Annotated in this window: 17 protein-coding genes; 12 read left to right on the forward strand and 5 right to left on the reverse strand. The window is 73.4% G+C overall.

Going from position 1 to position 22277, the window contains the following annotated elements:
* Positions 1 to 20: 20 nt before the first annotated feature.
* Positions 21 to 1187: an alpha/beta fold hydrolase gene (locus QRO03_RS11360; RefSeq protein WP_285137606.1), complete on the reverse strand. Its 1167-nt coding sequence runs from the start codon at positions 1185 to 1187 to the stop codon at positions 21 to 23.
* 114 nt (positions 1188 to 1301) lie between these two features.
* Between QRO03_RS11360 and QRO03_RS11365 the strand changes: the two genes are divergently transcribed.
* Complete coding sequence (locus QRO03_RS11365; RefSeq protein WP_285137607.1) at positions 1302 to 2843, forward strand: molybdopterin-dependent oxidoreductase; 1542 nt, start codon at positions 1302 to 1304, stop codon at positions 2841 to 2843.
* 104 nt (positions 2844 to 2947) lie between these two features.
* On the opposite strand, the gene rocD is transcribed toward QRO03_RS11365, so the two are convergent.
* The 3 genes from rocD to QRO03_RS11380 all read right to left on the reverse strand — a co-directional run bounded on the left by rocD (position 2948) and on the right by QRO03_RS11380 (position 6260).
* On the reverse strand, positions 2948 to 4174 hold the full coding sequence (rocD, locus tag QRO03_RS11370) for an ornithine--oxo-acid transaminase (protein ID WP_285137608.1): 1227 nt from the start codon (positions 4172 to 4174) through the stop codon (positions 2948 to 2950).
* Positions 4171 to 5055, reverse strand: a complete 885-nt coding sequence (gene ddaH, locus QRO03_RS11375; protein ID WP_285137609.1) for a dimethylargininase — start codon at positions 5053 to 5055, stop codon at positions 4171 to 4173. The genes rocD and ddaH overlap by 4 nt, the downstream gene beginning before the upstream one ends.
* Before the next feature lie 245 nt (positions 5056 to 5300).
* Positions 5301 to 6260, reverse strand: a complete 960-nt coding sequence (locus QRO03_RS11380; RefSeq protein ID WP_285137610.1) for a carbohydrate kinase family protein — start codon at positions 6258 to 6260, stop codon at positions 5301 to 5303.
* Between the two features lie 270 nt (positions 6261 to 6530).
* Here QRO03_RS11380 and QRO03_RS11385 point away from each other — a divergent pair, with 270 nt between their 5' ends.
* The 10 genes from QRO03_RS11385 (at position 6531) to QRO03_RS11430 (ending at position 16830) form a co-directional block, all read left to right on the forward strand.
* Positions 6531 to 7544, forward strand: a complete 1014-nt coding sequence (locus QRO03_RS11385) for a sugar ABC transporter substrate-binding protein (protein WP_285137611.1) — start codon at positions 6531 to 6533, stop codon at positions 7542 to 7544.
* On the forward strand, positions 7541 to 9115 hold the full coding sequence (locus tag QRO03_RS11390) for a sugar ABC transporter ATP-binding protein (RefSeq protein WP_285137612.1): 1575 nt from the start codon (positions 7541 to 7543) through the stop codon (positions 9113 to 9115). Before QRO03_RS11385 ends, QRO03_RS11390 begins: the two co-directional genes overlap by 4 nt.
* Entirely contained in the window at positions 9112 to 10113 is a 1002-nt protein-coding gene (locus QRO03_RS11395) for an ABC transporter permease (RefSeq protein WP_285137613.1), read from the forward strand. The genes QRO03_RS11390 and QRO03_RS11395 overlap by 4 nt, the downstream gene beginning before the upstream one ends.
* Entirely contained in the window at positions 10110 to 11150 is a 1041-nt protein-coding gene (locus QRO03_RS11400; RefSeq protein WP_285137614.1) for an ABC transporter permease, read from the forward strand. Before QRO03_RS11395 ends, QRO03_RS11400 begins: the two co-directional genes overlap by 4 nt.
* Positions 11147 to 12802, forward strand: coding sequence for an FGGY-family carbohydrate kinase (locus QRO03_RS11405; RefSeq protein ID WP_285137615.1), 1656 nt, complete (start codon positions 11147 to 11149; stop codon positions 12800 to 12802). Before QRO03_RS11400 ends, QRO03_RS11405 begins: the two co-directional genes overlap by 4 nt.
* Positions 12799 to 13767, forward strand: a complete 969-nt coding sequence (locus QRO03_RS11410; RefSeq protein ID WP_285137616.1) for an NAD(P)-dependent oxidoreductase — start codon at positions 12799 to 12801, stop codon at positions 13765 to 13767. The genes QRO03_RS11405 and QRO03_RS11410 overlap by 4 nt, the downstream gene beginning before the upstream one ends.
* The gene (mtnC, locus tag QRO03_RS11415) at positions 13764 to 14468 is read left to right on the forward strand and encodes an acireductone synthase (RefSeq protein ID WP_285137617.1); all 705 of its coding nucleotides are present in this window, start codon (positions 13764 to 13766) and stop codon (positions 14466 to 14468) included. Before QRO03_RS11410 ends, mtnC begins: the two co-directional genes overlap by 4 nt.
* A complete protein-coding gene (gene mtnB, locus QRO03_RS11420; RefSeq protein WP_285137618.1) occupies positions 14465 to 15100 on the forward strand; it encodes a methylthioribulose 1-phosphate dehydratase in 636 nt (211 codons plus the stop codon). Before mtnC ends, mtnB begins: the two co-directional genes overlap by 4 nt.
* Positions 15101 to 15144: 44 nt before the next feature.
* Complete coding sequence (locus tag QRO03_RS11425) at positions 15145 to 15726, forward strand: 1,2-dihydroxy-3-keto-5-methylthiopentene dioxygenase (protein WP_285137619.1); 582 nt, start codon at positions 15145 to 15147, stop codon at positions 15724 to 15726.
* Between the two features lie 183 nt (positions 15727 to 15909).
* A complete protein-coding gene (locus tag QRO03_RS11430; RefSeq protein ID WP_285137620.1) occupies positions 15910 to 16830 on the forward strand; it encodes a hypothetical protein in 921 nt (306 codons plus the stop codon).
* Positions 16831 to 17009: 179 nt separating this feature from the next.
* On the opposite strand, the gene QRO03_RS11435 is transcribed toward QRO03_RS11430, so the two are convergent.
* Entirely contained in the window at positions 17010 to 20783 is a 3774-nt protein-coding gene (locus tag QRO03_RS11435) for an aldehyde dehydrogenase family protein (RefSeq protein ID WP_285137621.1), read from the reverse strand.
* Positions 20784 to 21005: 222 nt separating this feature from the next.
* Here QRO03_RS11435 and QRO03_RS11440 point away from each other — a divergent pair, with 222 nt between their 5' ends.
* Positions 21006 to 22130 carry a S1 family peptidase gene (locus tag QRO03_RS11440; protein WP_285137622.1) on the forward strand — a complete coding sequence of 375 codons (1125 nt, stop codon included), beginning with the start codon at positions 21006 to 21008 and terminating at the stop codon, positions 22128 to 22130.
* Positions 22131 to 22277: the final 147 nt, after the last annotated feature.

A 22277-nucleotide genomic window follows, 5' to 3' on the forward strand; every position in this document is an offset into this window, starting at 1 on the left:
CGCGGGGCTCCCGGCCCCGCTCAGCGCGGCGGCACGCGGCGCCGCAGCAGGGCGTCGAGATGCGCGACGTGCAGGAGCAGACCGGGAAACGACGCCGACAGCCCTTTCCGTGGCAGTCGGTCGAGCGCCGCCTCGTCTCCGGGTAGACGCGCCTGCTGCCCCCGCACCAGCCGCCGCGTCGCGTTCAAGAGTGCCGACGGGTGGGTGTCGAGGGCGCTGTGGCCGTTGCGGATGCGGACCAGGGTGGCATCCGGAGCCGACGCGGCCACCCGCTCGGCGACGGCCGGAGGCGTGCGCAGATCCCGGTCGCCCGAGAGCACCACGAGCGGGAAGGCGAAGGAGCGCACGGCCTCGACCAGGTCGAACGGTTCGCGATCGAACGCGGGAAAACCGGGCGCGAGCGGGAGGTAGGTCAACGCCGGGTCGAGCGGATGTCCGTCGGGCGTACCCGCGTACCCCAGCTCGCGGAACGCGATCGTGCCGACGAGGTCGAATTCGTAGATGCCCGGGATACGCGGGAGCCCCCCGTCGCGCGTGGCATATGCGCCCAGCGCGCGCCAGGTGAGGCCCGGACGGTGCCGAAGGAGGGGCCGAACGAGGTCGATGCCGCCCAGCTCGTACGCCGCACGCACGATGTCGAGGACGACGCGCGGCGTCACGCCCTCCACCATGAGGCGCTTCACCCCGCGGGCCATGTCGTCATCGGCATCCCAGAACAGCCCCCGCAGGCGCTCCCGCTCGAGGCCGACATCGCGGGTGGACTGCAGCGCGGAATCGAGAAGCATGGATGCCACCCGCTCCGGATACCGCGTGCCGAACGCCATCGCCAGGTAACTGCCGTACGAGGAGCCCACGATGACGGCGCGGTCGATGCCCTCGGCGTCGAGGACGGCCGCGAGATCGTCGAGCACGGCGGTGATGCGCATCGCCGCGGGTGGCAGGAGCCGGCCGTGGACGTCGTGACGCGAGCGGCCGACACCGCGATGCTCGATCATCACGAGGTCGAGCCCACCGCTCGCCGCCCACCGGCGCAGGCCCCGGTACGGCAGCACCGACGCCAAGCCGGGACCGCCCGGGATGACGACCACGGGAGTCGCGTCCCGAGGACCCGAGCGCACGTACGACAGGTCGAACGCCGGCGCCCCTCCGGCCGCGGGGCGGCGGATCGACCGCAGGCTCTCGGGCATGCCAGCACGCTACCCGCGTGCGGGGTGGCCAGGGCGCGAGGCGCGGGGTTCCGGTTGGCTGTGAGTTCCGCCGCGGACGGCGCCCGTGGGGCACGGCGTCCATAGGCTCCGTTCGTGCCCTCCGTCTCCATCCGAACCCGCGACCTGCCCGCCGCCGTCGCCGCGATCGGTGCCACCGCCCTCGGCGCCGGGCTCGGCGAACTGGTCGCGGCCATCGTCGCGCCCACTGCGAGCCCCTTCGCGGTGATCGGCGGCGGCATGATCGACATCGCCCCCGCATGGGCGAAGAACCTCGCCATCAGCCTCTTCGGCACCGGCGACAAAGCGGCGCTCCTCGTCGGCATCGCGGTGCTGCTGCTCGCTGTCGCGGGGGCGGCAGGGGTCCTCGAGTGGCACCGGCCCCCGTGGGGCCGAGTGGTCCTCGGCGCGCTCGGCGTCGTGGGGGCGATCGTGGCGTTGACCCGCTCCGACGCGGCCATGCTGTCGCCCGTGCCCTCGATCGTCGCGGCCGGCGCGGCGTCGGCTGCGACGGCGTGGCTCATCGGCCGCCTGCGTCGAGGGCCGCGTTCCGGGCTCGTGGCCGACGAGGGCCTGACCCGCCGGAGCGTGCTGGCACTGTCGGGCATCGCCGTCGCGGCCGGGGCCCTCGCCGCCGCCGGCTCGTTCGCGCTGAGCTCCGGCGCCCGCGCGGTGAGCGCCGTGCGAGCGGCCCTCCGCCTCCCGACGCCCACGACCACGACGGCCGTACCGGCGGCCGCGGAACTCGGCATCGACGGCCTCGCGCCGGTCATCACCCCCTCGGCCGACTTCTACCGCATCGACACGGCCCTCGTCGTGCCCCAGGTCGACCCCACGGACTGGACCCTGCGCGTGCACGGACTCGTCGAGCAAGAGGTCGTGCTGCGCTGGGACGACCTGCTCGAGCTCGCACCGAAAGAGACGGTCGCCACCCTGGTCTGCGTCTCCAACGAGGTGGGCGGATCTCTCATCGGCACCGCCCGCTGGCTCGGCGTGCCGCTGCGGGAGGTCCTCGCCCGCGCCCGGCCCACCGCCGACGCCGACATGGTGCTGTCGCGCTCGATCGACGGGTTCACGGCATCCAGTCCGCTGGAGGCGCTCACCGACGACCGCGATGCGCTCCTGGCCATCGGCATGAACGGCGAGCCGCTTCCGATCGAGCACGGCTTCCCGGTGCGCATGGTCGTCCCGGGGCTGTACGGGTACGTCTCCGCCACCAAATGGGTGACCGAGCTCGAGGTCACCCGCTACGACCGGGCCGAGGGGTACTGGACCTCGCGCGGCTGGTCGGAGCGCGGGCCCGTCAAACTCCAGTCGCGCATCGACGTCCCGCGGGCCGGCGCCCGCGTCGAGGCGGGCACCGCCGTGATCGCGGGCGTCGCCTGGCAGACCCACGTCGGCGTGTCCGGGGTCGAGGTGCAGATCGACGACGGGCCCTGGCAGGCGGCGACCCTGGCGTCGGCGATCTCGGCCGACACCTGGGTGCAGTGGAGTCTGGCGTGGGAGGCGACGAGTGGCTCGCACACCGTGCGCTGCCGCGCCCTCTCGGCCGACGGTCAGACGCAGACCGACGCGCCGGCGCCGCCCGCCCCCGACGGCGCGACGGGGTGGGACGAGCTCACGGTCTCGGTCGCCTGACCCGGCCGCATCCCGCCGCGCCGAGATCACACGCCCGACGCGAGATCACCCTGTCCCGGACTGCACCGGCGTGTGCGCTCGGCGGGATCGTGTGACCTCGCGCGTCATCCGGCTCGGGCCGACAGCACCTGGCGGAGCTGATCGACGGCCCAGTCCAGCTCGGTCGCCCGGATCGTCAGCGGAGGGGCGATGCGGATCGTCTGTCCGTGCGTGTCCTTCACGAGCACCCCGTGCGTCAGCAGCTTCTCGGCGACCTCTCGGCCCGTGCCGTAGGCGGGGGCGATGTCGACACCGGCCCACAGGCCCGCGATGCGCACCGCGGTCACGCCGTGGCCGATCAGCGCCCGCAGGGCCGGCTCGAGGTGCCCGCCCAGCGCCTTGGCGCGGGTCTGGAACTCACCGGATGCCAGCATCTCGACCACGCGCAGGCCCACGGCCGCAGCCAGCGGGTTGCCCCCGAAGGTCGAGCCGTGCTCGCCCGCGCGGATGACGCCGAGCACGTCCTCGTCGGCGACGACGGCGGACAGGGGCAGGATGCCCCCTCCGAGCGCCTTACCGAGGAGGTACACGTCGGGGATGACGCCCTCGCGATCGCACGCGAACGTCTCACCCACCCGGCCGAGACCCGACTGGATCTCGTCGGCGATGAAGAGCACGTTGTTCTGCGTGCAGATCTCGCGCACCCGCTGCAGGAACCCCTCGGGCGGCAGCACGACGCCCGCCTCGCCCTGGATGGGCTCGAGCAGCACGGCGGCGGTGTTCTCGTCGATCGCCGCGGCGATGGCATCCGCGTCTCCGTACGGCACGTGCACGAAGCCGGGCGCGTACGGACCGAAGTCGTCGTGCGCGACGGGATCGTCGCTGAAGCCGACGATCGTCGTGGTGCGTCCGTGGAAGTTGCCGTTGGCGACGATGATCGTCGCCGCGTCGGGGGCGATGCCCTTCGTGCGGTAGCCCCAGGCGCGCGCGACCTTGATGCCGGTCTCGACGGCCTCGGCTCCCGTGTTCATGGGCAGGACCAGGTCTTTGCCGCACAACTGCGAAAGCGCCGTCGCGAAGGGCCCGAGTCGGTCGTTGTGGTACGCCCGGCTGGTCAGCGTGAGGCGATCGAGCTGCTCCCGCGCGGCGGCGAGGATCGCGGGATGACCGTGACCGAAGTTCAGCGCCGAGTACGCGGACAGCAGGTCGAGGTAGCGCTTGCCCTCGACGTCGGTGACCCACACGCCCTCGGCGCGCGAGACGACGACCGGCAGCGGGTGGTAGTTGTGGGCGAGGTGGGCGCCCTCTTCGGCGACGAGACGCTCGCCGAGCGCGTCGACGGTGGTGCTCATCGGGCACCGCCGCGCAGCTCGAGCGTGCAGCACTTGATGCCGCCGCCGCCGAGCAGCAGCTCCGACAGGTCGACCATCACCGGGGTGTAGCCGCGCTCGCGCAGCTGCGCCTCGAAGCCCACGGCGCGGGGCGAGATGATGACGTTCTTGCCGTCGCTGGCGGAGTTGAGACCGAAGACCGAGCCGTCGCTGTCGGACACGCGGATGGCGTCGGGGTAGCGCTCGCGCAGGATCGCCTGGCTGCGCTCGTCGAACGCGGTGGGGAGGTAGGCGATGTTGGCCTTGTCGACCCCGCCCGGACCCTCGACGGGGTCGAGCACGGCGATCGCCGTGTCGAGGTGGTAGAACCGCGGGTCGATGAGGGTCAGCGAGACGACCTCGCGCGAGAACACCTCACCCACCTCGCGGTGGCTGTCGCCGGTCGAGCGGAAGCCCGTGCCGGCGAGGATGGTGTCGCCCACGAGCAGGAAGTCGCCCTCGCCCTCGTTGACCTCCACCGGCTCGGCGACCTCGAAGCCGTTCGCCGCGAACCAGTCGATGAACGCCGGCGCCTCGGCCGCGCGCTCGCGGAAGCGGAACTTCGGACCGTACGCGACGCCGTCGATGACGAAGCCGCCGTTGGCGGTGTAGACCATGTCGGGCAGTCCCTCGACCGGGTCGATGAGCTCGATCTCGTGCCCGAGCGACGTGTAGGTGTCGTACAGCGACTGCCACTGCTGGAGGGCGAGGTTCGTGTCGGTGGGGCGCGAGGGCTCCATCCACGGGTTGATGCTGTAGCTCACCGTGAAATGCGCGGGCCGGCACATCAGGTAGCGGCGGTGCTGCTGCACGCGCTCGGTGGAGGTGGCCCCGGCGGTGGTGGCGGTGGGAGTGGCGGACATCTGTGCTCCTTCAGGAAAGGTGCGGCGGACGCTGTCCTGGGGCCCGGTGGCCCTTCGAACCCACCGGCGCCGTGGCGCCGTGCGGGGAAAGGTCGGTCCGAGCACGCCGTGGCCATTCTCGCACGCGTGTGCGCGCGGGCGCGAACAGCCGTGGCGCCGTCGACGCAGGGTCAGGGATCCGCCGCGGTCGGGCCCGACCCGACGACGACGCGCAGAGCCGGGAGCGGAGACCCCCGGACGCCGCGTCACACCGCTCCGCGCACACCCTCCGCGCGCAGCCGCGCGACGTCGGCCGCGGAGTGCAGGCCCGCGTCGGACCCGAGCCCGGTGGCGACGAGACTGCCGCAGGCGAGCCCGCGCTCCGCGGCTTCGGCGACGTCGGCGCCGCCCACGAGACCGCTGATGAACCCGGCGCTGAAGGCGTCGCCGCAGCCCGTCGTGTCCACGACGTCGACGACATATGCCGCCCGTCGCATATCGCGGGAATCGCGGGTGCTGATGCTGACCCCTGCGGCGCCGCGGGTGACCACGAGGGTTCCCACACCGGCATCCAGGTAGAACGCGATCGCCTCGTCGAGCGTCGCCGCCCCGGCGAACGAGAGCGCGTCCTCCTCGCTGGGGAGGAGGTGGTCGACGAAGGGCAGGCACGGCAGCACCGCATCGCGGTCGCCCGCACCCCCGGTCGGGATGAAGTCCATCGTCGTCACGACCCCGGCCTCGCGGGCGCGTCGCAGCAGGTCGACGCTGGGCGCGCCGTCGATGCCCGGCAGCAGGCACGTACCGCCGAGGTGCAGCACCGCGACGTCGCTCAGATCGATGGATGCCAGATCCTCGGGCGCGATCGCCGCGTTCGACCCGATGACGTGCAGTGCCGGTCGGCTCCCGTCGCGGCGGATGGGCAGCATCGTCGCGGAGGTGGGCCGCTCGAGGCGCACGGCGAGGCCGGTGACGTCGACGCCCTCGTCGGCCATCGTGGAGCGCAGGAAGACGCCCAGCGCGTCGTCGCCGACGGCGCCCACCGTCGCCACCGGAACGCCCAGGCGCGCGAGGTCGACGGCTGTCGCGGCGGCGGTGCCGGCGACGGTCAGGCGGATCTCGTCGAGGAGTGCGAGCCCCTGCCCGGGCGGGATGGCGTCGACGTAGCGACCGAGGACGTCGGCGACGTGGAGGCCGACGGTGACGACGCGACGGGCGGGGTGCGACATGGATCTCCTGCGGTGGGGACGGGCCGGTGCGGGACCGGCGGGTTCGAGAGGGCGGTGCCCGTCGGCGCACCGGACGGGCCGCGGCGGGACGGGCGAAGCATACTGAGCGGCTCACCCGTGACGGCTTCATTTCACCGTGTGACGTTCGAGTCGAACGTCGTCCGCCCCCTCCCTACGATTCGAGGGACCGCTTTCCGGCGGCATCCCACACAGCATCCGCGGCGACGCGCGCACCGACGCGAGCGCCCACCGGCCCCACAGGAGCCCACCGTGAGAAAGTCCCTCTTCGCCCTTCCGGCGATCGTCGTCGCAGCGGGGCTCGCCCTCGCCGGCTGCAGCACCGTCTCGTCCGACGCGTCCGCCCCGAACGGCGAGGGCGTCGACGCCGCTCAGCCGCTCGCGGGCAAGACGATCGGCATCGCCGTCGTCGGCACGCAGCACTTCTGGGACCGCGAGGCCTTCCAGGGCGCGGTCGACGAGGTCACCAAGCTCGGCGGCACGCCGCTCACCACCGACGGCAACCGCGACAACACCCTGCACGCGCAGAACCACGACATCTTCCTCGCCCAGAACGTCGACGCGGTCATCACGATCCTCGGCGACGCGTCGGTCGACCCGAAGCTGCAGCAGCTGCACGACGCCGGCATCCCCGTCTTCGGCGTCGACCACGCCTCGGAGTGGGCGGTCAACAACGCCCAGTCCGACAACGAGGTGGGCGGCACGGCCCTCGGCAAGATCACCGGCGACGCCCTCGGCGGCACGGGCAACGTGGCCGTCTTCAACGCGTTCGGAACGAGCCTGTCCTTCTGCGGCGAGCGCTACGACGCGTGGAAGAACGAGCTCTCGACGGACTACCCGGGCATCAAGCTCATCGAGCCCGAGCTCGCCGAGCAGTTCGCCAACGCCCCCGATGACGCGCGTCAGCAGACGCTCGCGCTGCTGGAGAAGTACCCGGTCGGCACCATCCAGGGCATCCACGTGGCGTGCTGGGACCAGCCGGCCATCGGCGTGGTGCAGGCGATCGAGGACTCGGGCCGCACCGACGTGAAGGTCACCGCCTTCGACGCCGGCCCCGACACGCTCGAGATCATGAGCGAGCCCAACAGCCCGTTCGTCGGCAACATCGCCCAGCTGCCGCGCAAGATCGCCACCATCTCGGCCGACAACGTGGGCAAGTACTTCCTCGGCGAAGACGTCGAGAAGGTCAGCTACGTCGACACCATCCCGGTCGCCGGTCCCGAAGAGGCGACCGCGGTTGCGAAGGAGCTGGGCTACACCCAGTGACGATCAGTTCCTCCCCCCTCGTGACGCCGGTGCTCCTTATGACCGGCGTCACGAAGGCGTTCGCGGGCGTGCCGGCTCTCCGGGGCGCCTCGATCGACGTGCGCCCGGGCGAGGTGCACGGCCTCGTCGGCGAGAACGGCGCGGGCAAGTCCACGCTCATCAAGATCCTCGCGGGCATCTACGAGCGCGACGGCGGCACGGTCGTCATCGGCGGGACGGATGCCGGCAAGCTCACTCCCGCCGAAGCCCACGCGGCCGGCATCCGGTTCGTGCATCAGGAGCTGCAGCTCGTGCCCGACATGACCGTGGCCGAGAACGTCTGGCTCGGCAACGAGCAGAGCGCGGGCGGGGTGCTGCGCGGCCGCGCCATGAAGGCCCGCGTGACCGAGGTGCTGCACGACGTGCTCGGCATTCGCCTCTCCCCCACCCGGCTCGTCCGCGACCTCGGACCCGCCGAGCGCAAGCTCGTGCAGGTGGCCCGCGCGCTGGTCGACGACGACACGCGCCTCATCGTCTTCGACGAGCCCACGGCTCCGCTCGCCAGCGCCGAGGCCGAGCAGCTGCTCGGCATCATCGGGCGCCTCCGCGAGCGCGGCATCTCCAGCCTTTACATCTCGCACTACCTCGGCGAGGTCACTCGCATCTGCGACCGCGTGACCATCCTTCGCGGCGGTCTCGACGTGGGTCGCATCGAGGCGGTCGGTCCCGACAGCGGTCGCGAGATGGTCCGCCTGATGATCGGGCGCGAGATCGACGACCTCTATCCCCCACGTCGACCCGTCGTCTCGACCGAGCCGGTGCTGCGCGCGCGGGGCCTCCGCGTCGGCGCGGTCGTGCACGGCGTCGACCTCGACGTGCGTCCGGGCGAGATCCTGGGTCTGACCGGCTTGCTCGGCTCCGGAGCATCCGAACTCGCCGAAGCCCTGGTGGGGCTGCACCGCCACGCGGGCGATCTGTCGCTGCTGGCACGGCGGTTCCGTCCGTCGAGCCCGGCCGCCGCCCTCGAGGCCGGCGTGGTGCTGGTGCCGCGCGACCGCCGCCACGACGGCGTCGTGCTCGACTTCTCCACGCAGCGCAACCTCACCCTCTCGACCCTCGCCGAGGGCACCCGAGCGGGGCTCCTCGACGACGCCGCGTCGCGGACGCGCGCCGAGGGTCTCGCCGAACGCCTCGACATCCGCCCGCGCGACACGAGCGTGCAGACCCGTCTGCTCAGCGGAGGGAACCAGCAGAAGGTGGTGCTGGGCCGGAGCCTGGCCGCCGGCGCACGGGTCATCGTGCTCGACGAACCCACGGTGGGCGTCGACATCGGCGCGAAGCAGGAGATCTACCGCCTGCTCGCGGAGCTCGCGGCATCCGGGACCGCCGTCGTGATCGTCTCGACCGACCCCGCCGAGGTGCTCGGGCTCAGCGACCGCGTCGTGGTGCTCGAACGCGGACGCGTCGCGCACGAGGTGTCCACCGACGGACTGACCCTCGAGCACCTGAGCGCGTTGGTGACCGGGAGCGCGGACGGCTCCCCCGCCGACGCCGCCACCGCCCCCGAACGAACCGAAGGGGATGCCGCATGAGCGCCCTGACCGTGGAGCGCCCGACGCTCGCCCCGCGCCTGCGCAGTCTGCTCGCGCGACGCGGGCCCCTGCTGGTCGTGCTCGCGATGACCGTGTACCTGGCCGTCACGGCGCGGGGCTTCCTCGGCGTCGCGAACATCACCGCGAGCCTCACGCAGGCGGCCCCCGTGGCGCTGGTCGCGATGGGCCTCGCGATCGTCGTGATCGGCGGCGGCGACGACGTGGTCGTCGGCGGCATCGATCTGTCGATCCCCGCCACCGCGGCCCTCGCCACTGCCATCGTCAGCGATCAGCTCACCACCTACGGCACCCCGTTCGCCGTGGCCTTCGCCCTCGGCATCCTGGTCACCACCGTGTTCGGTCTGCTCAACGCCGTTCTCGTCGGGTGGGTCGGGCTGTCGTCGATCCTCGCCACCCTCGCGGTCTACGTCGCCGTGGTCGGCATCACCCGCGTCGTCAGCGGCAACCGCCGTATCGACGTGACCGACCCGCTCATCGTCGCCGTCCGCGACACGCGGATCGCCGGCATCCCGCTCGCCGCCGTGCTCATGCTGATCGTCGCCGCCGTGCTCGTCTTCGTCATGGCGCGCACCCCGTACGGCCGGCGTCTGCAGGCCGTCGGCGGCAACCGGGATGCCGCGACCTTCGCCGGCATCCCGACCCGGCGCTACATCATGTCGACGTTCGTCATCGCGGGGGTGGTCGCGGGCCTCAGCGCCCTGCTGCTCGTCGCGCGGGGTTCGGGCAGCAGCCCGGGCATCGACGAGCGACTCATGGTCGACATGGTGCTGGCGACCTTCCTCGGGGCGGCTTTCACCCGCCGCGGCACCGTCACGATCTTCGGCTCCGTGCTGGGTGCGGTGTTCGTGGCGCTGCTGTCGAACGGCCTGATCCTCTCGCGCGTGGCCAACGCGTGGGTCGACGGGTTCAAGGGCGTGCTGATCCTGCTCGTCGTCGCCGCGGCCGCGGCGCGCAAGAGCGAGGAGGCCCGCGCGTGAGCACCACCGCCACCCGCACCCGCTGGTCGGGGGTCGCCGGTTCCGCCGCCGCGACCGTCACCCGCTACGGCTTCGTCGCCGCCTTCGCGCTGCTGATCGTGTTCTTCTCGTTCGCGAGCGACGCGTTCCTGCGCCCGAGCAACCTGCTGAACGTGCTCGACGGCGTCGCGATCCTGCTGCTCGTCGCCCTCGCCCTGACGGTGGTGGTGTCCTCCGGCGGCATCGACCTCTCGGCCGCTGTCGCCGTCGACTTCGGCGCGTGGTTCGCGATCGTGTCGATGATGTCGTTCGGGATGCCGTGGCCCGTCGCCGTCCTGCTCGGACTCCTCGGTGGTGCGATCATCGGCGCGCTCAACGCCTTCCTCATCGTGGGGCTCGGCGTGACGCCCTTCCTCGCGACGCTCGGCACCTTCTTCATCGGCCGCAGCGCCCAGCAGATCGGCACGAACGGCGGGGCGAGCGTGAGCTTCCGCGCGGCCCCCGAGGGCTTCACCTTCCTCGGCTCGGGCGACGTGCTGGGCGTGGGCATCCCGGTGATCATCGCGGCTGTCGCGGCCGTGGGCGTCGGCATCCTGCTGCATCGCACCCCGGCGGGCGTGCGCATCCAGGCGATGGGCCTACAGGACCGCGCGGCGGTCGTCGCGGGTCTTCGCACCCGCCGCATCCGCGTGCTCGTCTACATCGGCGCGGGAGTGCTGTGCGCGGCGGGCGGGGTGCTGCTGAGCGCCTCGCTGCGGCTGTACACCCCTCTCGCGGGCTTCAGCTACCTGCTGGACGCCATCGCCGCGGTGTTCATCGGAGCGTCGATGCACCCGCGCTCGCGTCCGAACGTGCCCGGCACCGTCGTGGGCGTGCTCTTCCTCGGCGTGCTGGCCAACGGCCTCGACCTGCTCGGTCTCGACTTCAACGTCAAGGCGGCCGTCCAGGGCGTCGTGCTGCTGGTCGCCCTCGTACTGGCGTACACCGTCGCGCAGCGCGCGCGGGCGGCGGCGGAGCGCAAGCCCGTGGCCAAGACCACCCCGGGCGGTGCGGCGTGACCCCCGCCGTCCTGGGCATCGACGCCGGAACCACCGCGGTCAAGGCCGTGCTCTACTCGCTCGAGGGCGAGACGCTCGCCGCGGGCCACCGCGCCGTCACGGTCGTGCGCACGCCCGACGGTGCGGCCGAGAGCGACATCGACCTCGTGTGGGAGGCCGTCGTCGGTGCCGTGCGTCAGGCCCTGTCGCAGGCCCGCAGTGCCGGGCCCGACGTCGTCGCGATCGGTGTCACCGGCCAGGGCGACGGGGCGTGGCTCATCGACGCCGACGGACACCCGGTGCGCCCGGCCGCCCTGTGGCTCGACGGACGCGGCGCCGACCGCGTGACCGCGTGGCAGAACGACGGCCGGGATGCCGCCGTGATCGCCGCCACGGGATCGGCCAGCTTCCCGGGGACGCTCCCCGTGCTCCTCGACGGCTTCGCCGAGACCGAGCCCGAGACCCTCGCCCGCGCCGCCCACCATCTCAACTGCAAGGACGCGGTGCGCCACCGCCTCACGGGCGAGGTCGCCACCGACCCCTCCGAGGCGTCGCGCACGTACCTCGACCCGGCGACCCTCGCCTACTCCGACGAGATGATCGACGCGCTCGGCCACCGCCGGTTCGCGCACCTGCTCGCGCCCGTGCGCGCCCCCCACGAGAACGCGGGCTCCCTCACCGATGCCGCCGCCGCCGAGCTGGGTCTCCGATCCGGCGTGCCCGTCGCCGTCGGGCTCGTCGATTCCGCCGCCTGCCCCGTGGGGCTCGGCGCCCTCGACGATCAGGACGGCTGGGTCGTGCTCGGCACGACCGCCACCGTGGCCGTCAACCGCGTCGACCGCGACGCCGCCGACAGCGGGATCGGCATCCTCATACCCACCGGGCGGGGCACCCAGGTGCTCGAAGCCCTGTCGTCGATGGTCGGCACGCCCAACCTCGACTGGGTGCGCGACACCCTGGGCCTCGCCGACCGCGGCTGGAGCGAGCTCGAACGCCTCGCACGCACGGCACCGGCCGGCAGCGGCGGGGTGATCTATCTCCCCTACGGCTCGCCCAGCGGCGAGCGCGCCCCGTTCGTTGATGCCGCAGCCTCGGCATCCTGGGTCGGCATGAACGTCACGACGACTCCGGCGCAACTGCTGCGCAGTGTCTTCGAGGGCCTCGCGTTCTCGGTCGCGGAGTGCCTCGACCTGCTGAGTGCCGCCGAGCGCGTGCCCGTGTGCGGCGGCGGCGCGCGCAGCGACCTGCTGTGCCAGCTGCTGGCCGACGTGTCGGGTCGCACGATCGTGCGTACGACCGACCCCGAGGTCGGAGCGCGGGGCGCGGCGACCGTCGCCCTGGTGGCCGCGGGGCTCGCCGTCGACCTGGGCGCCGCCGTGCGGGTCTTCCCCGCCGACGCGGTCGAGTTCGCACCTCGCCCCTCCTCCGCCCTGTCGTCGGCGCGAGAGGTGTTCGCACGCGTGCGGGCGGCGCTGCGGCCGGAGTGGCCGGCGCTGCGCGCCCTCGGTCGGCCGGCACCGGATGCCGAAGGCCTCCGCCTCGACGCGACGACCGGCGGCGCGCCTCAGGGCGATGACCGCGCCGAGGTCGAACGCACCGCCGCCGGAGCCCCGGCCGCGCACCTCGACGAGCCCGTTCCCGACGTCCCCACCCCCGAGAGGACCCCCGCGTGACCCGCATCGTCGTCACCGCCCCCTTCGACCCGCGGATCGCCGCCGAGCTCCCGGGTGAGGTGTTCACGACACCCGATGTCGAGATCGGCCAGTCGCTCGGCGCGCGCGCCGCCGCCGATCCCGCGTTCGCGGAGGCCCTGGCCGGCGCCGACGTCGTGATCGCGGAGCTCGACCGCATCGACGACGACGCCCTGGCCGCGGCGCCGCGCCTGTCGCTGGTCGTCGCCTGCCGGGCGAACCCCGCGAACGTCGACCTCGCCGCGTGCGCCGCGCGCGGCGTCGAGGTGCGCACGACGCCGGGCCGCAACGCCGACGTGACCGCCGACTTCACCCTCGCCCTCCTGCTCGCGACCGTGCGCCACGTGCCCGCGGCGTCGGCATGGCTGCGCGAGGGCAACTGGAGCACCGACGACGTCTTCGAGCCCTACGCACGGTTCCGCGGCACCGGCCTCACGGGCCGGCAGCTCGGCGTCGTCGGCGGCGGAGCGGTCGGCCGCCGCGTCGTGCGCCGCGCGCAGGGGTTCGGCATGCGCGTCGCCGTCTACGACCCCTTCCTCGCCCCCGGCGACCTGGGCGACGACGTGACGCACCTCGAGCTCGACGACCTGCTCTCCTCGAGTGACATCGTCACCCTGCACGTGCCGCTCACCCCCGAGACCACCGGGCTGATCGGCGCGCGCGAACTCGCCCTGCTGCGCCCCGACGCATACCTGATCAACGCCGGCCGCGCCGCTCTCGTCGACCGCGACGCCCTCGTCGCGGTGCTGAGCGACGCGCGCATCGCCGGCGCCGGCTTCGACGTGTTCCACGACGAACCGCTCAGCCCCGACGACGTGCTGCTGCGACTGCCGAACGTCACCCTCACCCCCCACATCGCCGGGGCGTCCGACGACGTGGTCGTCGAGCACTCCCGCCTCGCGGCCCTCGCCGTGGCATCCTTCATCGACACGAAAGTGAAATCATGACCGTCTCCGCCACCGCCGACGTGGTCGTGCTCGACATCGAGGGCACCACGTCCGCCGCCGGGTTCATCCTCGGCGACCTGTACGACTACGCCCGCCCGCGTCTGGACGAGGTGCTCGGACGCGACGACGACACCGTCCGCGCCGCCCGCGCCGCCGCGATCGTCGAGACGGGCCTGGATGCCGACGCCTCCGACGCCGAGATCGCCGAGGCGCTGCGCGGTCTGATGGCGAAGGACGTCAAGTCCACCCCGCTCAAGACGCTGCAGGGGATCATCTGGGCCGAGGGCTTCGCCGCGGGCGAGATCCACTCGCAGTTCTTCGACGACGTGCCGCCGCGCCTGCACGCCTGGCACGAAGACGGTGTCCGGCTGGCCGTCTACTCGTCGGGCTCGGTCGCCTCGCAGGTGCCGTGGTTCCGTCACGCGCCGCAGGGCGACCTGACCCCCCTCGTGGAGGACTTCTTCGACACGGTCAAGGCCGGGCCGAAGAAGGAGCGCGCGTCGTTCGACGCGATCGCCGCCGCCCTCGACGTCGCCCCCGAGCGTGCGTTGTTCCTCACCGACCACCCCGACGAGGTGACCGCGGCCCTCGCGGCCGGTTGGCAGGTGGTCGCCCTCGACCGCGCCGGCGAACCGTGGGCCGGAACCGCGTTCGCCTCCCCCGCCGTGGCGTCCTTCGACGAGATCGAGGTGACCCGATGAGCGTCCTCCCCTCTCGCGACCTGGTGCAGGCCGCCGGTGCCGCGCTCGCGGCCGAGGCCTCGCGCTTCTCGGGCTACGGCTGGATGCGCGGCACCTCGGGCAACCTCTCGGTCGTCGTCGACCGCGATCCGCTCGTGCTCGCCGTCACCGCCTCGGGCCTCGACAAGTCGTTGCTCACCGATGCCGACGTCGTCTTGATCGACGCGAACGGCGAGGCGATCGACCCCCACGACCAGCGGCCCCCGTCGGCCGAGTCGGGTCTGCACGCCCACATCGCGGCGCGCACGGGCGCGAACGCGGTGTTCCACGTGCACGCGTTCGACGCCGTCGTCGCCGGACACCGGTGGCCGGGCGGCGTCGAGATCCGCGACATGGAGATGCTCAAAGGCATCGGCCACCTCGCCGACGACGAGACGGTGACCGTCCCCGTCATCCGCAACCACCAGGACATGACCGTCGAAGCCGGCTGGTTCGACGAGGTCTATCGTCCCGCCACCGCCGAGGTGCCCGAGGTTCCGGCGCTCATCGTCGCGAACCACGGCATGTACGCCTGGGGCAGCGACGTGGCCGCGGCCCGTCGCCACCTCGAGATCACCGAGTGGCTGCTGCGCTTCGCCGTCGCGACGCGCTGAGCCACCGGCATCCATCCTCCCCACCCCCAACGAAAGGAGCGGCCATGACCCTGCTGACCGTCTGGAAGGAAACCGACCCCAGCACGCCCGTGCTCGAGACCACCGAGGAGAGCGAGATCCGAGAGGCCCTCGCCGAGCTCGGCGCCCGCTTCTCGCGCTGGGAGGTCAAGGACGTCGCCGTCGGCGCCTCGCAGGACGAGGTGCTCGCGCTGTACGCCGACGAGATCGGCGAGGTGAAGGACCGCGAGGGCTACACCCTCGTCGACGTCGTGGCGCTCGACCCCGCGCAGTCCGACTACGACGAGGTCAAGACGCCGTTCCGCGAGAAGTTCCTGTCGGAGCACGCGCACGACGACGACGAGGACCGCTACTTCGCCAAGGGTGCCGGCGTGTTCTACCTGCACGCGAACGAGAAGGTGCACGCGGTGTACTGCGAGGCGGGCGACCTCATCTCGGTGCCGGCGAACACCACCCACTGGTTCGACATGGGCACCACGCCCCACTACGTCAGCGTGCGCTTCTTCCACGACGACGACGGCTGGGTCGGCCACTTCACCGGCAGCCCGATCGCGGAGTCGTTCGCCTCGTTCGACCAGCTCGCGGAGCGTCGCGCGCAGCTCGCCTGATCCCGCATCCGCAGATCGCCCGTCCCCGTCGCAACCCTCCGGATGCCGCAGGGGCGGGCGTTCCGCATGAGGGGCGGTGGCGGCGGCGATCCCGCGATCGGCCGACCGGACGCCCCGCGCTTGCGGGGGTCGGTGCGCCGCAATAGCTTCGTGTCGTCCGCGCACGCGGTGAGGGGGTCGACCATGGTGGCATTCGTGATGGCGCTGTCGGTGACGTGCCTCGCGGCGACCGGCGCCCTGCTCCTGGTGGGGCTGCTGCTCGTCGGCCGTGACGGCCCGGCCGGCGCATCACTGCAGTACGCCGCGATCGCCGGTGTGGCCGAGGTCAGCGCATCGGCGATCTACCTGGTCTGGGTGAACGTGGGCTGGTCTATCGCGTTCGCCGTCGCGAATGCCCTGATGGTCCTCGGACCGGTGATGATCCCCCTCGCCTTCCACGCTCTGAGCCCCACCTCGGTGACCCTCTCGTCGACGGTGATCGCCGGGGCCGGTGTCGTCGTGGTCGCCGCGACCTCGTTCCTCCTCCCGGAGCTGGAGGCCGTCGTGGTGCAGTCGTTCACCTTCGCGGTCGTCGGAGTGTGCGGCGCGGCGGCGGCCCTCGGCTCCCGGGAAGGGCACCGGGCGTCGATCCGCGTGCTTGCCGGAACGCTGAGCGTGTTCTCGCTCTACTGTGCGGCCCGGGGCATCGCCCTCGCGATCGCGGTCGCCGAGGACGACGACCGCGCCCCCGGCGGGATCTTCTCCGACGCGGGCGCCATCACGGTGGGGGTCGTCGTCATCGCCCTGGCGACGGGAGCGGTCTCGGCGTTCTGGCTCGCCGTGCGCCGTGAGAACCTCCTCGCGGCCGCGGGGTCGTCCGCCGTGCTCGTGATCGTGCCCGGCCGTCGGCTCGGCGGCACCGGCCGCCTGCCACGGTTCCGCGGGCTCGTCGAAGACGTACGCGAAGCCGCCGCGGCCATCGATCCCGGCGCGGTGTCGGTGTTCGGCGGCGCGGGGCTGTCGCGGTCCGGGGCGGCGACGGCGCTGAAGGACACCCTGCGCATCGACCACGGGTGGACCGAGGAGGAGATCGCCCTCCTCGCGCAGACCACCGTGGAGCGCTGACCGGCGCGCCGGCGGTGTTCGGCGGCGGGGTCGGGCGGCATCGCCGCAGGTCGGGCGGCATCGCCGCGGGACGGGCGGCATCGCCGCGGGTCGGGCGGCGTCAGGCGGGTCGGGTGTGGACGCCGGGCCCGCGTGACGCCGCGGGTGGAGCAGCGCGACACGTGCCCGCCGATGAGGCCTCAGATGACGGCGGCCGACCAGGGGTCGGGGCGGCCGTAGCGGTGTGCGGCGATCGACACCGCCTGCTCGCGCAGGAACGGCAGCAGCTCCAGACGACCGGCCGTGGTGACCTCGTCGGCGTACACCGTCAGCGACAGGTCGGCCCCCACGGTCTCGGCGACCGCCGTGCGCAGGGCGACGACGGTGTCGGTCGGACCGACCAGCCGGATGCGCTGCGGTCGCACCGACGGGATGACGGCGTCGACCGCGTCGGCATCCGGGATGCCACCCGCCAGGCGCTGCAACCACTCCGCGTCGCTCTCGACCGAGACCGCCACGTTCGCCTCGCCGAGCAGGTGCCGCACCGCCGCGGGCAGCCCCACGGGCGTGCTGAGGGTGAACGTCGAACCCGAGCGCACCGCCGCGACGAGCACGCGCAGCACCGCCTGCCAGGCCGCGTCGCCGGTGGCGCGCACCGCGACGTCGGCCGGACGGTACCGGCGGAGGTTGCGCTCGACCCGCAGGCGCGAGACGTCGGTGACGCGGCCGAACTCGCGGTCCCACGCCACGGCGTCCGACAGCGCGCCGCGGCGGAGCCACTCGAACGCCTCGTACGACAGGGTCGGCTGCGCGGCCTCGATGAGCGCGGTGATGCGGCTGTCGAGCCCGCGCAGGTGCAGGGTCGACGACGACGCGCCGCCCGACGAGGGCCGCCACGAGCCGAGCGTGACCAGGCGGTTCGGTCCGCCCGACATCGCACCGGTGCCCGCGGCCGCCTCACCCCAGCCGCCGAGCGGCTCCCGCTGCACGACCCCGCCCGTCGAGGGGCGGTTGACGCGCAGCACCGCGGCCTGGGCGGTGTCGAGCCACAGCTCGAGGTCGCCGACGTCGCGCGTGTGCAGACCCGCCACGAACCCGGAGCCGATGGCGTTCTGCAGCTCGATCGCCCGGGTCACGGTGGGCGCGTGCAGGATGCCGAGCACGGGAGCGGCGACAGCCGCCCGGGTGAGGTGCGAACCCGCGGTGACGCCCGTGCGCACGCCCGGCGACCAGAAGCGCCCGGCCGTCTCGGCGCCGAGGTCGAGCTCGCGCGGCTCGATCAGCCATCGCTCGCCCTCGCCGAGCACCGTCAGTGCCCGGCGCACCTCGCCCGCGGGCTCCTCGACGAGCGGACCGATGTCGGACAGCGGGTCGTCGGCGGGTCCGACCCGCAGCGATGAGACGGTGTCGGCGAGCTGGTCGAGGAACGGCGTCGACCGACCGACCGCTCCCACCAGGATGACGAGCGACACGGCGGTCGCCGCCTGCCCCGCCCGCGCGAAGGCGCCTGCCACGATGTCGGCCACGGCGGCGTCGAGGTCGGCCGAGGGCGCGACGATCGCGGCGTTCCGCCCGGCGGTGAGGGCCTGCAGCTTCGCAGCCGGGCGCCAGGCGGCGAAGCGCTCAGCGGTCGCGCGAGCCCCGGCGAGCAGCACGCGATCCACGCCGGGGTGGACGACCACCGCGCGCCCCGACGCCTCCTCGTTCAGGTCGACGTAGACGAGCAGGTCGCGCGGCACACCCGCCGCCCACAGCGCCTCGGCGACGACCGCCCCCGCCCGACGGGCACGGGGCGAGGGGGTCAGCAGCACGCCCGACCCCGCGGCGAGAGCGGCGAGGGTCTCGGCGGCGCACAGGCCCACAGGAGCATTCCACCGCGGGGCGACGACGCTCACCCGGTCGGGAAGGAAGACGGCTCCCGGCACCCGGTCGAGCTCCTTCGCGGTCGCGGCGTAGTAGGCGGCGGCATCCACCGCCTGGCTCACCTCGGCGTCGGCCTCGGTCAGCAGCGCCCCACCCTCGGCGGCGAGAACCTCGATGAGCTCCGCGCGGCGCGCGGCGAGCGTCCGGGACGCGCTCTGCAGCACGGCCGCCCGCTCGGCCGCAGCCAGCGCGCCCCAGGGCTCGGCGGCCGCGCGCACACGCCGCACGGCGGCATCGAGCCCCTCTTCGTCGTCGATGCGCCCGGCCGCAGCCGTCGCGTCCCCGGCGGTCGATGCGGCGACGCCCGCGAGCACGTCGGTCGCCCAGGCGCGGTCGTCCGCGATCGTCGCATCGGTGTCGGCGACGTTGCGGAAACCGGGCGCCCCACCGGCGAGCTCGGCGCTCTCCCGGGCCGAGAACACCGCCGTGTCGACGAACGCCTGACCGCCGAACAGCATCTGCTGCACGTCGGGACCGAGTGACGAGGTGTCACCGGATGCCGCTGCCTCGCGCGCGATGCCGAGCACCGCCTGGGTGAGCCCGGGCTCGGCGGTGTCGTCGTCCGCGCGGTCGCGGAGGATCGCCGGGTCGTCCTCGCCTCCGCGCTGCGGGCGGCGGGTGGTCGGGGCCGGTTCGTCGGCCGCCGCGAGGGCGCGGCGCGCCCGCGCGGCCACGGCCGAGGTCTCGGGCTCGTCGAGGTCGGCCGCGTCGACGGCGGCACCCTCGGCGGCGTCCCTCGCGTCGGCCTCCTCGGCGGCGTCCTCCGCGTCGGCATCCTCGGCGACCGTGGCGGCGGCCCCCCGGGGGACGGCGAGGGGCAGGGCGGGGGCCGCGGCGACCGCCCCGGCGTACTCCGTGGCGAGGCGACCGGCCACGGCATCCAGGTCATCGGGGTGCACGGCGGCCGCGGCGACCACGTGCTCGGCATCGGGCCTCCAGGGCGTCGCGCGCGGAAGAACGAGTCGCAGCTCGGCGCTCGCTTCCGCGGCGAGGGCGAAGGCGAGGGCCGCGCGTTCCGGGTCGGCCGTGGCGACCTCGAGGCTCAGCCCCTCGACCCCGCGCGGAGAGACGGCCTCGCGGACGGTGCGTACGAGACCGGCGTCGACCTCGTCGCGTGAGGTGGAGGCGGGGGGCGCCCACCCGTGGCGCGCGGCGGTCAGCACGTCCGCGGTGTCGACGACCTCGTCGCTGAGGCGCAGCGTCACCCGCGCCCCGTCCCGGGCGACGCGCACCCGGGCCCAGGCGGCGAGCTCGCGCACGGCGTCGTGCGTCTCGGCCACGGCGATCGGCAGCGAGATGCCGGCGCGGACGCCCTCGAGCCGCGGCTCTTCGAGTATGCGCGTCAGCACCGCCATCGTGGCATCCAGGTCATCGCGACCGGTGGCGACGAGGGTGACGTGCGTTCCCGCCGCCTCGGCGGCCAGGAACACCGGCAGCACCCGCTCGGCGACATGCTCCACATCGGCGGTGAAGGCCCAGGGTGTCCGACGCGCCGACACGTCGGACAGCGCGAACGACACGCGATCGAGGTCTTCCCGCGAGACGAGGGAACGGATGCCGTCGAGGCGACGCCGTGCGCCCGTCTCGCCGAGCACCGCCGGCCCGGCCAGGCGAACGTCGAGGATGCACCCGTCCTCGGCGGCGGCCGCGAGCTCCGCCCCGAGTCGCTCGGGTCGCGCGTCGAGGGCGAGCTGACCGAGCAGCTCGCGCAGCGCGCGGCGGGCGATCGGGACTGCCGGAGTGGGGAGCACGGGTGCGACCGCCGCCCCGATCTGCAGAGCGCCGCGCACGAACCAGGGAAGCGTCGACGGGGTCTCGGCGGCGAGGCGATGCAGTGCCGCCGCGGCCGACGTCACGCTCTCGGGCCGCACGACACCGTCGAACACCCGCGCGACGAAGGCCGCCGCGTCAGGGTCGGTCGGCAGCGCGCCGCGACGCGCGGTGACGGCAGCGACGGGGCGCCACGAGAACGTCCGGATCTCGGCGGCGGCCCGCGAAGCCGGGTCGGAGGAGAGCGCTGGACCTGCGGCGCGAGGGTCGTTCGTGCTCATGCCCGTCAGCCTAAACATCGCGCGCGTGCCACCTCGGCGGCCCGCCGCGCACGTCGAGGATCGACCCCGTAAGACCCGCTGACGGCCTGTCCCCCAAATGGCCGACACTTTTTGGACCCTAACCATCAATTCGCAGGAATTCCTTCGCATTCCGGCCGTCTCGTGTTTCGATAGCCATGGGTACCCCACCATTTATCCCCCCTGGATGGAAGGTCACTCCACGTGAACCGTTTCTCGAAGACGGTCGTCGGCGCTGCCGCGATCGGCCTGTTCCTGACCACCGCCGCCAGTGCTCCCGCGCTGGCGCAGACCCCCACGTCATCCCCCGACGCGGCCGTCGACGGCGTCGACGCGCAGCTGCTCGAGGCGATGGCGGCCGACCTCGGCACCGACGTCTCCGGCGCACAGGACGTGCTGCGTTTCCAGGCCGACGCGGCCGAGACCGCAGACGAGGTCGCCGGCGTCGCCGGTGACGCGTTCGCCGGCACCTGGCTCGACGAGTCGACGCAGACGGTGTACGCCGCGGCGACCACCGATTCGGCCCTCGATGCCGCCGCGGACGCGGGCGCCGTACCCGTCGCCGCCGAGTACTCGCTCGCCGAGCTCGAGGCCATCACCGCGCAGATCGAGGCGAGCCCCGTTCCCGACACGATCCCCTCCTGGTGGATCGACGTCGAGGCGAACGACGTCGTCGTCGATGTCGTCGCCGGCGGCGAGCAGGCCGCGACCGCGTTCGTGGCGACGCTCGGAGCCCCCGCCGACGCGGTACGCCTTCAGACGGGCGTCGAGGCGCCCGAGACCTTCGCCACGATCCGCGGCGGCATCTCGTACCTCATCAACAACGCCGGGCGCTGCTCGGTCGGCTTCGCGGTGCAGGGCGGCTTCATCACCGCCGGGCACTGCGGCGTGACCGGCGACAGCACGACCTACGGAACCTTCCGCGGGTCGTCGTTCCCCGGCAACGACTACGCCTGGGTCGCAACCCCGAACCACACTCCCGTGGGCCAGGTGTCGGACTACAGCGGCGGCACGGTCGCGGTGAAGGGCTCGACCGCCGCAGCCGTCGGCGCCACGGTGTGCCGCTCGGGTTCGACCACCGGCTGGCACTGCGGACGCATCCAGGGCTACAACTCCACCGTGCGCTACGCGGAGGGTTCGGTCTCGGGCCTCATCCGCACGAGCGTCTGCGCCGAGCCCGGCGACTCGGGCGGATCGCTGATCGCCGGCAACCAGGCGCAGGGCGTCACCTCGGGCGGCTCCGGTGACTGCACCTCCGGCGGCACGACCTACTTCCAGCCGGTCAACGAGATCCTGCAGGCCTACAACCTCCGTCTGCTCACCAGCTAGTCCCCCCCGGGTACCCGAAGCCCCGGCCGCCTCTGGCGGTCGGGGCTTCATCGCGGTCGCGCTAGCGGCCGGTCGAGACGACGCCCCCGCCGCCTCTGGCGGTCGGGGCTTCATCGCGGTCGCGGGAGCGGCCGGGTGAAACGGCGC

The sequence above is a fragment of the Microbacterium sp. lyk4-40-TSB-66 genome (assembly GCF_030209475.1).
Lineage (GTDB): Bacteria > Actinomycetota > Actinomycetes > Actinomycetales > Microbacteriaceae > Microbacterium.